This window comes from Saccharopolyspora sp. CA-218241 (assembly GCF_050954615.1).
Lineage (GTDB): Bacteria > Actinomycetota > Actinomycetes > Mycobacteriales > Pseudonocardiaceae > Saccharopolyspora > Saccharopolyspora cebuensis.
Genome location: NZ_CP191860.1, coordinates 3,766,151 through 3,779,863, shown reverse-complemented (window position 1 = coordinate 3,779,863; position 13,713 = coordinate 3,766,151). Strand labels below are relative to the sequence as shown.

Annotated in this window: 12 protein-coding genes; 10 read left to right on the top strand and 2 right to left on the bottom strand. The window is 72.2% G+C overall.

Features of this window, described 5'->3' with window-relative positions:
- Positions 1 to 239 precede the first annotated feature (239 nt).
- On the top strand, positions 240 to 2,315 hold the full coding sequence (locus ACQP0T_RS17980) for a PIG-L family deacetylase (RefSeq protein ID WP_433869127.1): 2,076 nt from the start codon (positions 240 to 242) through the stop codon (positions 2,313 to 2,315).
- A 146-nt stretch (positions 2,316 to 2,461) separates the two neighbouring features.
- On the opposite strand, the gene ACQP0T_RS17975 is transcribed toward ACQP0T_RS17980, so the two are convergent.
- Positions 2,462 to 3,865 (bottom strand): MFS transporter, encoded by a 1,404-nt coding sequence (locus tag ACQP0T_RS17975; protein ID WP_433869126.1) that lies wholly within the window; start codon positions 3,863 to 3,865, stop codon positions 2,462 to 2,464.
- Positions 3,866 to 4,274: 409 nt separating this feature from the next.
- Positions 4,275 to 5,072 carry an NAD(P)H-dependent oxidoreductase gene (locus ACQP0T_RS17970; RefSeq protein ID WP_433869125.1) on the bottom strand — a complete coding sequence of 266 codons (798 nt, stop codon included), beginning with the start codon at positions 5,070 to 5,072 and terminating at the stop codon, positions 4,275 to 4,277.
- An 81-nt stretch (positions 5,073 to 5,153) separates the two neighbouring features.
- Between ACQP0T_RS17970 and ACQP0T_RS17965 the strand changes: the two genes are divergently transcribed.
- The 9 genes from ACQP0T_RS17965 (at position 5,154) to ACQP0T_RS17925 (ending at position 13,662) form a co-directional block, all read left to right on the top strand.
- Positions 5,154 to 6,101 carry an AraC family transcriptional regulator gene (locus tag ACQP0T_RS17965; protein ID WP_433869124.1) on the top strand — a complete coding sequence of 316 codons (948 nt, stop codon included), beginning with the start codon at positions 5,154 to 5,156 and terminating at the stop codon, positions 6,099 to 6,101.
- A 53-nt stretch (positions 6,102 to 6,154) separates the two neighbouring features.
- Complete coding sequence (locus ACQP0T_RS17960; RefSeq protein WP_433869123.1) at positions 6,155 to 6,943, top strand: SAM-dependent methyltransferase; 789 nt, start codon at positions 6,155 to 6,157, stop codon at positions 6,941 to 6,943.
- A gap of 111 nt (positions 6,944 to 7,054) precedes the next feature.
- Positions 7,055 to 7,909 carry an NmrA family transcriptional regulator gene (locus ACQP0T_RS17955; RefSeq protein ID WP_433869122.1) on the top strand — a complete coding sequence of 285 codons (855 nt, stop codon included), beginning with the start codon at positions 7,055 to 7,057 and terminating at the stop codon, positions 7,907 to 7,909.
- 289 nt (positions 7,910 to 8,198) lie between these two features.
- Positions 8,199 to 8,447: a hypothetical protein gene (locus ACQP0T_RS17950; protein WP_433869121.1), complete on the top strand. Its 249-nt coding sequence runs from the start codon at positions 8,199 to 8,201 to the stop codon at positions 8,445 to 8,447.
- Between the two features lie 9 nt (positions 8,448 to 8,456).
- The gene (gene hisD, locus ACQP0T_RS17945) at positions 8,457 to 9,776 is read left to right on the top strand and encodes a histidinol dehydrogenase (protein WP_433869120.1); all 1,320 of its coding nucleotides are present in this window, start codon (positions 8,457 to 8,459) and stop codon (positions 9,774 to 9,776) included.
- 43 nt (positions 9,777 to 9,819) lie between these two features.
- Positions 9,820 to 11,130, top strand: a complete 1,311-nt coding sequence (locus ACQP0T_RS17940; protein WP_433869119.1) for an ABC transporter substrate-binding protein — start codon at positions 9,820 to 9,822, stop codon at positions 11,128 to 11,130.
- Between the two features lie 47 nt (positions 11,131 to 11,177).
- Entirely contained in the window at positions 11,178 to 12,044 is an 867-nt protein-coding gene (locus ACQP0T_RS17935; RefSeq protein WP_433869118.1) for a carbohydrate ABC transporter permease, read from the top strand.
- On the top strand, positions 12,041 to 12,907 hold the full coding sequence (locus ACQP0T_RS17930) for a carbohydrate ABC transporter permease (RefSeq protein WP_433869117.1): 867 nt from the start codon (positions 12,041 to 12,043) through the stop codon (positions 12,905 to 12,907). The genes ACQP0T_RS17935 and ACQP0T_RS17930 overlap by 4 nt, the downstream gene beginning before the upstream one ends.
- A 2-nt stretch (positions 12,908 to 12,909) precedes the next feature.
- Positions 12,910 to 13,662, top strand: a complete 753-nt coding sequence (locus tag ACQP0T_RS17925; RefSeq protein WP_433869116.1) for an alpha/beta fold hydrolase — start codon at positions 12,910 to 12,912, stop codon at positions 13,660 to 13,662.
- Positions 13,663 to 13,713: the final 51 nt, after the last annotated feature.

The window sequence follows — 13,713 nt, the reverse complement described above, 5'->3', positions numbered from 1 at the left end:
CCGCGGTGAGCCGACTGATCCTGAGCAACCCGAACCGCGCGCTCGGCATATCCCCGAAGACCCGCTGACGATTGGGCAAGCATGGTGAGGCGCAGCGTCCCCGCGAAGAAGACCATCGTCCAGCTGACCACCGCCGGTCACGACCGCCCTCGCCTGGCGGCGTCGGTCCGATACGAGGGCCCGTCGTGCCCGGAAGCTTTCGACGCGTTGCGCCGCCGGGACGGTGCCGGGGCGGCGCGATGAGCAGGGCCGCCGGACTCGCCATCGGCGCGGTGCTCGCGCTCACCGCCGCGTGCCAAGCGCCCCCGCAGCCCGACACCGCCTCGTCCCTGCCCGCACCCCCGCAGGCCCGCTACGTGCAGGTCGTGTCCCACCCGGACGACGACATCCTGTTCATGAACCCGGATCTGGCCGCGGGGTTGCGCGCCGGACGTCCCACCATCGGGATCTACCTCACCGCCGGTGAGAACAACGTGGCCGAACCGGCGCGGTACAGCGCCGAGCGCCAAGAGGGGTCGCGGGCGAGCTACGCGCAGATGGCCGGGAAGCCGAACGACTGGAAGCGCAGCACGATCCCGGTGGGGCAGGGGCGGGTCGCCGAGCTCAACACGCTGCGCGCGGCGCCCGACGTCAAGCTGGTGTTCCTGAACCTTCCCGAGAACGCGAACGCGCGGGGCGGTGAGCACGCGTTGACGCGGCTGGTGCAGGACCGGGACGGTTCGGTCATCGTCAACACGACGGTCCCGGTCGGTGCCGCGGTGCAGCACTCCCAGCCGTACGACCGGCAGGCCGTGATCGGAGCGCTCACCACCCTGCTCGACAGGTTCCAGCCCACCGTGGTGCGCCTGCAGGACGACCAGCCGGACGTGCGCTACCAGTCCCACTGGGGCGAGTCCCACAACCATCCGGACCACGTCGCGGGAGCGGTGCTGGCCCAGGAGGCCCTCGCGGCGCACCGACCCGCCGCCTCCCCGCCGACGGTGCTGACCTACCGCGACTACAACGTGGCCGACGCACCGAGCGGTTTGTCCGAACAGGACAAGCGCACGACGCGGGAGGCGTTCGCCGCGTACTCCGCGCACGACGTGCTCGCCCACGTCGGGATCTACGAGAAGTGGAGCGACCGCAGCGCCTACCGGTGGCCGCGCCGCGGCAGGTGGGCGGCGCAGGACGCGAGCGGCGGGGTGCAGGCGTTCTCGGTGCGGGCGGGCGCCCTCGTGCACTGGACGCGCACCGCGGAGGGCACCTGGAGAGGTCCGCAGCAGCACCCGTTGCCCGGACCGGTCCGCCCGCAGGTCTCGGTGCTGGGCGACGGGCGCGGACGGCTGACGCTGGTCGTGCAGAGCGAGGACGGGGCGCACCTGTTCGTCAAGCGCCAGGACGGGCGGGGGACCTGGCCCCGGCGGTGGCAGCTCCTGGACACCCCCGGTGGGGCCGACCCGTCCCAGACCGGACCGCCCGCCGGCACCGTGGACTCCGACGGCCGGGTCGTGCTGGCGCTGAAGAACGCCGCGGGCGGGGTCAGCATCCGACGAGAAGCCGCCCCCGGGAGCCTGCGGTGGCTGCCGTGGACCGATCTCGGCGGAGCCGACGTCCAGGACGGCCTCTCGGTGGTCCCAGGCCGGGGAGGTGCGGTGCACGCGTTCGCGGTCACCCGGGAACAGGTCCTGCACTGGGACGTTGACTGGGAGGTTCCGCGGGACGGGGCCGCGCGCGGCGAGGTGGTGCCGATCGGCGCTGCCAGCCCGGCGGGGGCGCCCGTGGCCGGGCGTGGCCGCGACGGTCTCCTCCGGCTGCTGGTGCGCACGGACCGCGGTGGTGAGCTGGTCGAGTGCGCGCTCACCCCGCAGGGCCGGTGGATCGGGCGCGGTGCGCTGCCCAGTCCCGGCGGGATCGGCGCACCGGTGCTGGCCGATCCGGGACCGCACGGGGGCGCAGGCCTGGTCCGGATCGCCCGGGACGCCACGGGCACCGTGCACGTTGCCGAGCGGGCCGGAGCGGGGGGAAGCTGGACCGACCTGGGCGGCGCGGTCACCGATCACCCCGCGGCGGTCACCGAGCCCGACGGCGACATCACGCTCGTCGGGCTCGGCGCCCACGGCGAGCTCGTGGTCAACACCGGCGCGCAGGGCCCCGCCGGGCTCACCTTCGGGGGATGGCACCCCGCGGTCACCGCTTCCCCGGATTCCGCGGAGCAGGCCGGTTGGCCGGACGGGGGTGTGGAAGTCCGCCGGATCCGACCGGCGCCCGGCGAGAGCCACGGCATCGACGCGATCACCCCCGCTGACCCCGCTACTCCGGAAGCTCTTCCCTAGTCGTACGAGGCCATGACGTGAAGTCGAGAAGCCGGTTCCCGGCGGCAGTGCGCAGCGCACCTCGATCAGGACGCGCTGGTAGCGCTCACCCTTGACGCAGCGCGCCCGGAGGTGGTGCGGCACGCGGGCGCGCCGCACCACCCGCCCTACCGCTCCGGCCGCCGGGAGGCGAACGCGATGACGGCCGCGGTGGCGAGGACGAGTCCCACGAGCGCGGCCGTGAACGCCCACCGGTAGCCCTCGGCGCCGAAGGTCGCCCCCGCCGAGCTGGACGCGGCCACGCCCACGAGGACGGACAGCCCGAGCGCGCCGCCGAGCTGGTCGACGCTGCGCTGCATGCCGGAGGCGACGCCGGCGTCGTCCTCCGTGACATCGGTGAGGGCCGCGTTCTGCAGGGCGATGAGGCCGATGCCCATGCCGACGGCGACGGCGAGCAACCCGGGCAGCAGGTCCACCGCGTAGTCGCCCCGCTCCGGCAGCCGGGAGAGCCAGGCCGTGCCGAGGGCGGTGGCCAGCAGACCGGCGACGGCGGTCCAGCGGCTCCCGAGGGCGTTCACCACGCGGCCCACGACGGAGACCGCGAGCAGCAGCGCCGCGCAGAACGGCAGGAACGCCACGCCCGCCGCCAGCGGGCCGAAGTCCAGCACTTCCTGGAGGTAGAACGTGGTGAGGAAGAACGTGGTGGACAGCGCGGCGCTGAGCAGCACGGTGGCGCCGTTGGCGGTCAGCCGCGTGCGGTGGGCGAGGATCCGCAGCCGCACGAGGGGGTTCTCGGCGCGGCGTTCGTGCCGGACGAACGCGATCCCGCAGGCCGTTCCCGCGGCCAGCGGGGCCAGCACCGCCCACGAGGTCCAGCCGTGCCCCTCGGCCTGGACGATGCCCAGCACGAGCAGCAGCGGTGCCGCGGTCAGCAGGGCCGCCCCGGGCAGGTCGAGCCGCTCCGGGCGCCGGGCGGGATCCCGCGCCACCAACGCCGGGACCACGGCCAGCACCGCGACGACCAGCGGCGGGTTGACCAGGAACACCCACCGCCAGCTCGCCAGGTCGGTGATGACCCCGGAGAGCAGCACGCCGAACACCAGGCCGCTGGAGGACACGGCCCCCCACACCCCGAGCGCCTTCGCCCGCTCGGTGGGATCGGTGAACATGAGCGCGATCAGCGACATCGCGGCCGGGGACGCGAGCGCCTCGCCGACTCCCTGGGCGAACCGCGCGAGGACCAGCACCGGCAGGCCCGGCGCCAGGCCGGCGACGAGCGAGGCGACGCCGAACACGGCGGCACCGGCGACGAACATCCGGCGCCGGCCGAGCAGATCGCTGATCCGCCCACCGAGCAGCAGGAGCCCGCCACCGACCACGGTGTAGCCGGTGACGACCCAGGTGAGGGCGTGCGGTGACGCCTGGAAGTCCTGCCCGATCGAGGGGAGCGCGATGTTCACGACCGTGACGTCGATCGCGATGAGGAACTGCAGGAGCGAGAGGAAGACGAGCGCGGTCCACCGCCGCTTGGCGGGCGTGGGACCGACGCGCTCAGCAGCGCGAGAAGTCATGGGGGATCAGGAGCTTTCACTGGAGGTCGCGAGAACGCGACGACGTGCGAGGGACCCGGGAGGCCACGGGTGGGTCGTCGTGCGGAGCACGGACGCCACCCGGGCGGGGTCACTTGGTGAAAGCTGCCATGCGGGCACCGTACCACCCCGGTGCCGAGCCGTTCCCTCGAATGGTCAGGTCCGCCCGGCGGTCGAGGGCGCTGAGCAGGGCCTCGGATTCGAGCCGGCCGACGCGGCCCCGGTGCGGCCGGCCCGGACGAGCGCATCCGGACCGGCGAACCCGGGCTGATGGCGGCAGCACCGGCCCGCTGACCAGCCCCGCACGGTCGCAGTGGTGCTCGCATCCCGCGTGCTGCGGTGGTGGAACCGCTCGATCGCACGGTCCCGCCCGGACCTGGTCCTCGCCCGATCAGTCCCGGTAGTGGATGGCCAGGTCCGTGCGTCCGGGGTGGACGTCCTCGTGCAGGGCTCGGGTGTCCCGGCCGTAGTCGCCGTCCAGCAGCCGGCGGTAGGGGCGGTTGCGCTCGTCGGGCAGGCCGGTGATCCGTTCGGTGAGGCGCTCGGCCTGCTGCCGGCGTCCCGCTTCGTCGAGGCCGTCCGCGTCGTAGACCACGTGCAGGTCCAGCGCTTCGATCCCGACGTACCAGAGCGCCCCGTGGGTCAACGGGAACAGCAGCGATTCCAGGTCACCGCTGACCCCGCGCGGCCCCAGGGTGCGCTGGTCATCGCCGGCGGTGACGATGACGAGCGCCTTCCGGCCCATCAGGCGTCCGTCCCCGTACCGGCGCGGCAGGCCCGTGGTCTCGTCGAACTCGCCCTGGGCGAACCCGGTCTGCAGCACGCGGTCGAGCCACCCCTTGACCATCGCGGGCGGGCCGTACCACCAGAGCGGGAACTGGAGCACCAACAGCTCGGCGGCGGCCAGCCTCTCCTGCTCCCGCCGCACGTCGGACTCCACCTCGCCCCGCGCGTAGGCCTCGCCCGCCAGCTCGGCGAGGTTCCCGGGTGAGCCGGACAGGCTGCCCAGGTCGCGCTCGCCGAGCGCCGGGGCGAACCCCTCGGCGTAGAGGTCGGAGACCGTCACCTCGTACCGCTCCGACAGCGCGGCGGTTCCGGCGCGGAGCAGGTGCCGGTTCAGCGAATCGCGCTGCGGGTGGGTGTAGACCCAGTGGGCACGGCCTGGCGTCGGTTCGTGGAATGCGCTCATGCCCCCATCACACCTCGCTTCCGTGAGACGGAGAATCGCCAGCGGTCTCATGGAGATGCTCCATCGTCTAGGCTGGCGGCGGTGGACACCCTGACCGATGTGCTCAACCACATCCGATCGTCCGGAGCGCTGCTGGGCCGGACGCTGGCCAACCCGCCTTGGTCGGTCACCCTCGCGGAACGGGCCTCCCTCTCCCTGGTCACGATGCTGCGCGGGCAGGCGTGGATCGTGGACGGCGGCGAACCGCACCGCTTGGAGCCCCAGGACATCGCCGTCGTCGTGGGGCCGGGCCACTTCGACGTGACCAGCGATCCCGAAGCGAGCCCCGCGCCGCTGTACGTCCAGACGGAGGCCGGGGTGTGCCTCGACGAGGCGGGCAACGCCGCTGAGGGCATCGCACTGGGCACGCGCACCTGCGGGATGCAGCTGGACGCCGATGACGCCATGCTGACCGGGTCCTTCGCCGTCACGGGACGCGTGGCCGACCGACTGCTGAGCGCCCTGCCGCGCGTGCTCGTAGTACCCCGAGCCGACCAGCGCACCGCGGCGCTGCGACTGCTGGAGGCCGAGATCCTCCGCGAGGAGCCCGGCCAGCAGGCCATCCTGGACCGGCTGCTGGACCTGGTGCTGGCCGGCGCGCTGCGGGACTGGTTCGCCCTCCCCGAGACGAAGGCCCCCGGCTGGTACCGGGCGAGCTCGGACCCGGTGGTGGGGACCGCGCTCGCAGCCATCCACGGCGAGCCGCACCGGCCGTGGACCATCGAGCTGCTGGCTCGTCAGGCCCACGTCTCGCGCGCCACGCTGGCTCGGCGGTTCACCGACCTGCTGGGGGAGCCGCCGATGTCCTACCTGACGAGCTGGCGGCTGTGCGTGGCCGCCGATCTCCTGGAGCGCGGCGACGACACGGTCGAGTCCGTCGCACGTGAAGTCGGCTATTCCAGCGCCTACGCCCTGAGCACGGCGTTCCACCGCGAATACGGGATCCGCCCCGGTCACTACCGCCGCAGGTCGGTAGGCGTGGCGGGATAGGTTTCCTGGGACCGCGACCGATCCGTTCCCAGCGCGCCCGGCGGCGTGCGAGGATGCCGCGGGTGGAGATCGACACCCGCACCCCGCAGTCGGCCAGGATCTGGAACTACTGGCTCGGCGGCAAGGACAACTACGAGGCCGACCGCGCTGCGGGCGACGACGTGCTGGCGCAGATCCCCGACATCGCCGTCGGCGCCAAGGCCGAACGGGCGTTCCTGGTCCGCGTCGTGCGCCACCTCGTCCGGGAGGCCGGGATCCGGCAGTTCCTGGACATCGGCACCGGCCTGCCCACGATGAACAACACCCACCAGATCGCCCAGGACATCGCCCCAGAATCCCGCGTGGTCTACGTCGACAACGACCCGATCGTGATGGCGCACGCCCGTGCCCTGCTCACCGGCTCTCCCGAGGGGGCCACCGCGTACCTCGAAGCCGATCTGCGCGAGCCCGATGCGATCTTCGAGGGGGCGGCGCGGACGCTGGACTTCGGCCAGCCGGTCGCGTTGATGCTGCTCGGCGTGATCAACCACATCGTGGACTCCGCGGAGGCCCGCAGGTCCGTCGCGCGCCTGGTGGCGGGCCTCCCGCCCGGCAGCCACCTGGCGTTGAGCCACTCCACCGCGGAGCTGCACGGCGAACCGATGGTGCAGGTGATGCGGGAGATCACCGCGCGCGGCGGTACCCCCATCAGAGCCCGGGACCGCGGCGAGGTCACCCGGTTCTTCGACGGCTTGGAGCTGCTGGAGCCCGGCGTGGTGTCCTGCTCCCGCTGGCGCCCCGAGCCGGGCGAGGAGGACGCGCCCGAGGTCTACATCTTCGGCGGTCTCGGCCGGATCGGCTGACGGTCACCGATCCCGATCCTCGGTCCGGCGGTCAGGCCCGGTCCCGGTGGTGTTGCGGGCTGATGCCGCGGGCCCGTTTCCCCGGCGCGGTGTCGCAGTAGCTTGTGAAGCATGGCGGCGACTGGATCGACAACGTTAGTCCTCGCGGGGACGGGCAAGACCGGACGCCGGGTGGTGGCCGGGCTCGAAGCGCGTGACGTGCCGGTGCGGGTCGGCTCGCGGCGTGCCGATCCCCCGTTCGACTGGGAAGACGAGAGCACCTGGGAACCCGCGCTGCGCGGCGTGGACGCGGCTTATGTGGCCTACTACCCCGACGCGGCGTTCCCCGGTGCGGCCAGGGACGTGGGTGCCTTCGCGGAGGTCGCGGTGAGCTGCGGCGTCCGGCACCTCGTCCTGCTCGCCGACCGCGGTTCCGCCGAGGCCGAGCGGTGCGAACAGGCCGTGCGGGACTCGGGCGCGGAGTGGACCGTCGTGCGGGTCGGGTTCATCACGCAGAACTTCAGCGAGGCGTTCCTCGCCAACCTGGTCCGCGCCGGGACGATCGCGCTCCCGGCCGGTGACGTCGCGGAGCCGTTCACCGACGCGGAGGACATCGCGGACGTCGCCGTCGCGGCGCTGACCGAGGGCGGCCATGCCGGTCGGATCCACGAGATCACCGGACCACGACTGCTCACCTTCGCCGATGCCGTCGGCGAGCTGTCGGAGGCGACCGGCAGGGAGATCCGGTACTTCCCGGTCACGCGTGAGCAGTTCATCTCGTCGCTGACCGGGCGAGGGGTGCCGGTCGAGTACGCGACGCGACTGGCCGATCTCATGGTCGAGGTATTCGACGGCCGCAGGGCCCACGTGACCCACACCGTCGAACGCGTTCTCGGCCGCCCGCCCCGCGACTTCGCGGAGTACGCCCGCGACACCGCCGCGACCGGGGTCTGGGACGCCCCTGCTGAGTCCTCCCGCGGAGCCTGACGTGTTCGGGGAGCCGGAGCACCGGTCGCCGGGCCCGACATGACCACCGGCGGGAACGGTCCGCACCGCCGGGGTCAGGCGCTCATCATGTGGGTGTCGATCTACCCGGCCCTGACCCTGGCGTTGTGGCTCTTCGAACGAATCGGCCTGTCGCAGCTCGCCCTGCCGCTGCGCACGCTCGTCCTGACCGCCGTACTCGTGCCCACCTGCACCTGTACTGGCCGGACCACGATGGTTTCGCCAAGTTCTTCGGGTCCATGGTAGCCAGTGCGGCTCGGTCGAGCAGGGCGTGCTCAGCCCGAGGCAGGCGGCCGACAACATCTGCACCCAGCTGCGCGAGGCCGACTTCGTGCCCGAGCACTTCGGTCTCGCCCAACGGGGACAGCGCTCCATCAACAACGCCGGGGAGTCGCTCGAAGTCCGGGTAAAGGGGCAGGAGCTGTACTCGCGGCGGCACCGGCTGCGCGGTCGCCGCGACGGCGCAGCCGGTCGAATTCGCGATATTTGCGCCCTTGTCAGGTGCCCCGCCAACTTCTAGTGTATGCGTATGCACTTGAGCGAAGCGGACATCCGGCGCATCGGTTCCCCGATTCGGGCGGTCAAGGAAGCGGCCACCGCGGAGACCCCCGACCGGCGGGACCCGGCCCTCGTCGCGCGGGTCTCGGAGATGCTCAGCGCGATCGAGTCCGGCGGCGTGGACGCCGTGCTGCGCTACGCCCGGGAGCTCGACGGGTTCGCCGGTGACGACCTGGAGGTCGGTGCGGCGGAGCTGGCCAGGTCCGGTGATGAACTCCCGGCCGACCTGCGCGCGGCCCTCGACGCCGGTGCGGAGCGGACCCGGCGGTTCGCGGAGATGCAGCGCGCGCGGTTGCATGACTTCGAGGAAGAGGTGCTGCCGGGCGTCGTCTGCGGCCAGCGCTTCGTCCCGGTCGAGAACGTCGGTGCCTACCTGCCCGCCGGGCGATTCCCGCTGCTGGCCAGCGCCTTCATGACGGTCGGGGTGGCGGGCGTCGCGGGCGTGCCGAACATCGTCGCGGCGACCCCGCCCTCGCGGGCCGGCCGCCCGCACCCGGCCGTCCTCTACGCGGCCCAGGTCAGCGGGGCCGAGTCGGTGTACGCGGTGGGCGGCGTGCAGGCGCTCGCCGCGATGGCGTTCGGGCTGCTCGACGGCACGCCCTCGGACATGGTCGTCGGTGCGGGCAACGCCTATGTCGCGGAGGCGAAGCGCCAGCTCTACGGCCGGGTCGGGATCGATGTGTTGGCAGGCCCGTCCGAGGTCGCGGTGATCGCCGACGACACCGCGGACGCCGCCGTCGTCGCTGCCGACCTGCTGGCCCAGGCCGAGCACGGGCCGACCTCCCCGGCATCGCTGGCCACCACCTCCGAGCGGCTGGCCGAGGAGGTGCCGCGGGAGATCGAGAGGCAGCTCGCCGGCCTGGCCACCGCCGAGATCGCCGGTGCGGCGTGGCGCGACCACGGCACCGTCTACCTCGCCGAGGACCGGGAGACGGTCGCCCGGATCATGGACGCCCTCGCGCCGGAGCACCTCGAGGTGATCGCCGACGACCTCGACTGGTGGCTCGACCGGCTGCGCAACTACGGGTCGCTGTTCCTCGGTCCCTGGTCGACCGTGGTCTACGCGGACAAGGGCATGTCCGGGACCAACCACGTGCTGCCGACCGCTCGGGGAGCCCGGTACTCCGGTGGTCTGTCGGTGGCGGGTTTCCTCAAGCAGTTGACCTACCAGCGCGCGTCCCGGGACGCGACCCTCGCCCAGGCCGAGCCCACGGTCACCGTGTCCGACTTCGAGCAGCTGGTGGGGCACCGGGACAGCGCCCGGCTCCGGCTGTCCGCGCTGCGCGGCTGACCCGCAAGGCATGCGTATGTTCCTCAACGGAGAGGGAGGCAGGATGCGCGCACGACGTCCGGTCGCGACCGCTCTGGCGGTGGTGATGGCCCTCCTGCTGGCCGGATGCGGTGCCGGATCCCGGACCCCGGCGGCCACCGCGGCCCTCGTGCCGTGCGACTTCCCGCCGCCGCCCGAGAACGTCGACGTGAACGTCCTGGCCTACAACTCCTCGGCGATCGACCCGTTCACCAACTCGATGGTGCGCAGCTGCTCGAAGGACGGCGTCACGCTGCACCACGAGCCGATCGACTACGCGGGGCAGTCGCAGAAGACGGTCGCCACCCTTGCCGGGCGCTACGGGACCTACGACGTGCTGGAGACCTACGGCTTGGTGGTCCCGCAGTACGCGTCGAGCGGCAAGCTGCACCCGCTCGACGATCTGGTCGACCGGTACGGTGAGCGGTTCGGATTGCACCAGCTCAACCCGGAGATGCGCGAAGCGCTGTCCTACGACGGCGAGCTGTACGCGATCCCGATGCAGGCCCAGATGTTCGTCATGGCCTACCGCGAGGACGTCTTCGACCGGCTCGGTCTGCGCCCGCCGCGGACCTTCGCCGAGCTCCGCGACGTCGCGGCCCGGATCCAGCGCGACGGTGGTATCCGCTACCCGCTGGCACTGCCGCTGCTGGCGAGTTCGGACATCGCGACTGCCTACGACGCGGCGCTCGGATCGCTGGGGACCGACTACGTCGACCGGGAGACCGGGCGCCCGAACTTCGACACCCCGCAGGCCGCTGAAGCCTTCGAGCAGCTCCGGTCACTGCTGCCCTACATGGACCCGCAGGTGACGACGTTCGCGCAGCCGGCCGTCCAGCAGCAGATGTACAACGGCTCCGCAGCGATGTCGATCATGTTCAGCGGTCGGATGAAGGACCTCACCGAGCCGGAGAACAGCCGGTTCGCCGCGGACTTCGCGTTCGCGCCACCGCCGTCGGTGGCCGGTGGCGACGTCCTCTACAACACGTTGTCGGTCGACGGGTGGGCGATCCCGGAGAACACCGACGTGGACAAGGACCTGCTGTTCCACCTGATCTCGGCCGCGGTCGGGCCGGAGTCGTCGAAGGCGGCGGTGCCCGGCGCGTTCCCGGCCCGGGAAGGCATGGTCGGTCCGGACAGCAGTCCGTTCGCCGAGGCCCAGCTGGAGTCGGTCGGCAAGGCGTCCCCGCCCGAGCCCTACCCCTGGACGTCGCGGATCAGCACCGCGACCACCCCGATCGTCGCCGATGTCATCTCCGGGCGGACTTCCGTCCCGGAGGGCCAGCGGCGGATGCAGGAGATCGCGACCGCGATCGTCGCCGAGTACCGGCGCTGACCCCCTCCCGAACCTGGTCCCACCCACGAGAGCGAGGTGAGGCGATCATGCGGAGGCGCGAGTTCCTCGGCCTGGTCTCCCCGAGCCTGCTGGTGATGCTCGGCCTGTTGGTGTTCCCGCTCTACAAGACCGTGGAGTGGAGCCTGAAGCGCGTGAACTACGGCGAGCCCGGCACGTTCCTCGGCCTGGACAACTACGCCCAGGCCCTGACCGACCCGCGGCTCGGCCGCGCGGTGCTGTTCACCGTCGGCCTGACGGTGGCGGTGGTCGCGCTGCTGCTGGTCGGCGGGTACGTGCTCGCCGTCCTGGTGAACGGGCTCGGGCGGTCGCGCCCGTGGGTGCTCGGCATGCTGCTGGTGTCCTACGTGGTCCCGAACGTCGTCGGCGCCACGATGTTCTCCTGGCTGTTCGACTCGAACTTCGGTGGCGTCGTGAACTACCTGATCACCAACCTCACCGGGCAAGAGGTCCTCTGGTTCACCGAAACCTGGGCGAACCGGGTCGTGATCGGCCTCAACACCGTCTGGTTCATGCTGCCGTTCGCGATGCTGGTGATCCTCGCCGGGCTGCAGGGCGTCTCCGAGGAGGTCGTGGAGGCCGCCCGGATCGACGGCGCGACCGGCTGGCGGGTGCACTGGTACGTCATCGTGCCATCCATCCGCGGCGTCCTCTCCTTCGTCTCGATCATCTCGATCATGGACGTGCTGCGGACCTTCGACCAGCTGGTACCGCTATCCCCGCAGGCACCGCAGATCGGCAACGAGTCGATCATGCTCTACATCTACAACATCGCCTTCCAGGACGGCGGACAGCAGCTCGGACTCGGCAGCGCGGTGAACGTGCTGCTCATCGTCCTGATCGTGCTGCTGCTCTCGCCCTTCATCCGGGACATGGCCAAGGAGGCGCGCCAGTGAGCACCGTGCAGTCCGCCCCGCCGGCGACCGGCCCCGGCCGCCGGCGTCCCCGCGGCCGCGCCGTCCTGATCGGGGGCCTGCTGCTGGTCATCTGCTGGGTGATGCTCAGCCCGGTGATCTGGACCGCGATGTCGGTGATCAAGCCGACCGACGTCGCGTTCCTCGACCCGCCCGTGTTCACCTGGCAGCCGACGTTCACCGCGTTCGTCGACCTGTGGCAGACCACCGAGTTCTACCGATACCTGCTGAACACCGTGGTCGTCGCGCTGATCAGCACGGTGGTCGCGCTGGTCATCGGGATCCCGGCCGCGTACGCGCTGTCCCGGTTCCCCGGCTGGGTGTCGGTCGCGCTGCTGATCGCGGCCCTGGTCTTCCGCGCGCTGCCTCGGTTCGCCGTCGTGCTGCCGATGTACGACATCTCCCGGGCGCTGGGGATCTACGACACGTCCTTCGCCGTGGCCGCCGCACTGGTCGCGATCAACCAGCCGTTCTCGATCTGGTTGCTGCGGAACTTCTTCGCCGAGATCCCGAAGGAGCTCGACGAAGCCGCGATGCTCGACGGATGCAGTCGCTTCCAGACCCTGCGGCGGGTGATGGTGCCGCTGATGGGACCGGGGATCCTCACCGCGGGGATCTTCATGTTCCTGTTCGCGTTCCAGGAGTACCTCACCGCGAACGTCCTGACCGACGTCGTGGCCAGGACCGTCCCGGTGTTCATCGCCACGCAGCTCGGTCAGACGTTGCCGATGCTCCAGCAGTCCGGCGCCGCGGCGATCCTGCTCACGCTGCCGGTGATCGGCTTCGCCTTCATAGCCCAGCGCTACCTGGTGGCCGGGCTCGGCGCCGGCTCGGTCAAGGGCTGAGGGTGCCCGGCGAGCTGCCCCTGGTCCTGCTGCCGGGGATGAACTGCTCGGCCCGGCTCTGGGGCCCGGCCGGAGCGGGTGCGGTGCACGGCGTGCTCGACCGCCCCGGGCTCGCCACGCAGCTCGACGCCCTGCGCGACGCGCTGCCGGAGCGGTTCGCCCTGGCCGGGCTGAGCCTGGGCGGGATCGTCGCGATGGCGCTGACCCGGCACGTACCGGAACGGGTGGCCGGGCTGTGCCTGATGGCGACGAACGCCCGCCCGCCGACCCCTGAGCAGCACGCTGCCTGGGACGCCCAACTCGCCCGCCTCGCCACCGGGGCCACCGCGCGGGAGCTGCAGCCGCTGGACCTGCTGCTGCACGACCGGACGTCGGCCGACCGCGCGCTGCGGATGGCCGACGAAGTGGGTGAGCGGGCCCTCACCGCGCAGCTGCGGCTGCAGGGCACCCGGGTCGACGAGCGTCCGGCGCTCCCCTCGGTCTCGGTGCCGACCCTGGTGATCGCGGGAGAACGGGACCGGCTCTGCCCGGTCGAGCGGCATTCCGAGATCGCGGACCTGGTCCCGGGAGCCCAGTTGCACGTGGTGCCGGATACCGGTCACCTGCTGCCGATGGAGGCACCGGACGTCGTCGCCGCGTTGCTGGGGGAGTGGCTCTCGGAGGTGCGCGGTCTCGAGCGTCGTCCGCCGGCCGCCCGAGCGGGCGAGGTCGCGGGCCCCACCGCGGCGGCGGAGCCGATGCCGAAGGAGCGGTGAGCAGGCCGGTCGGCTTGGACGCGCCGGACCGGGTTTCGCCCGCGGGCGGTG

What these genes read in the sequence shown, in the direction of transcription:
- ACQP0T_RS17960 (WP_433869123.1), top strand. Translation starts at nt 6,155, where the DNA reads ATGCCGCGGGTGGAGATCGACACCCGCACCCCGCAGTCGGCCAGGATC.
- ACQP0T_RS17955 (WP_433869122.1), top strand. Translation starts at nt 7,055, where the DNA reads ATGGCGGCGACTGGATCGACAACGTTAGTCCTCGCGGGGACGGGCAAG.
- ACQP0T_RS17970 (WP_433869125.1), bottom strand. Translation starts at nt 5,072, where the DNA reads ATGAGCGCATTCCACGAACCGACGCCAGGCCGTGCCCACTGGGTCTAC.
- hisD (WP_433869120.1), top strand. Translation starts at nt 8,457, where the DNA reads ATGCACTTGAGCGAAGCGGACATCCGGCGCATCGGTTCCCCGATTCGG.
- ACQP0T_RS17935 (WP_433869118.1), top strand. Translation starts at nt 11,178, where the DNA reads ATGCGGAGGCGCGAGTTCCTCGGCCTGGTCTCCCCGAGCCTGCTGGTG.
- ACQP0T_RS17975 (WP_433869126.1), bottom strand. Translation starts at nt 3,865, where the DNA reads ATGACTTCTCGCGCTGCTGAGCGCGTCGGTCCCACGCCCGCCAAGCGG.
- ACQP0T_RS17940 (WP_433869119.1), top strand. Translation starts at nt 9,820, where the DNA reads ATGCGCGCACGACGTCCGGTCGCGACCGCTCTGGCGGTGGTGATGGCC.
- ACQP0T_RS17980 (WP_433869127.1), top strand. Translation starts at nt 240, where the DNA reads ATGAGCAGGGCCGCCGGACTCGCCATCGGCGCGGTGCTCGCGCTCACC.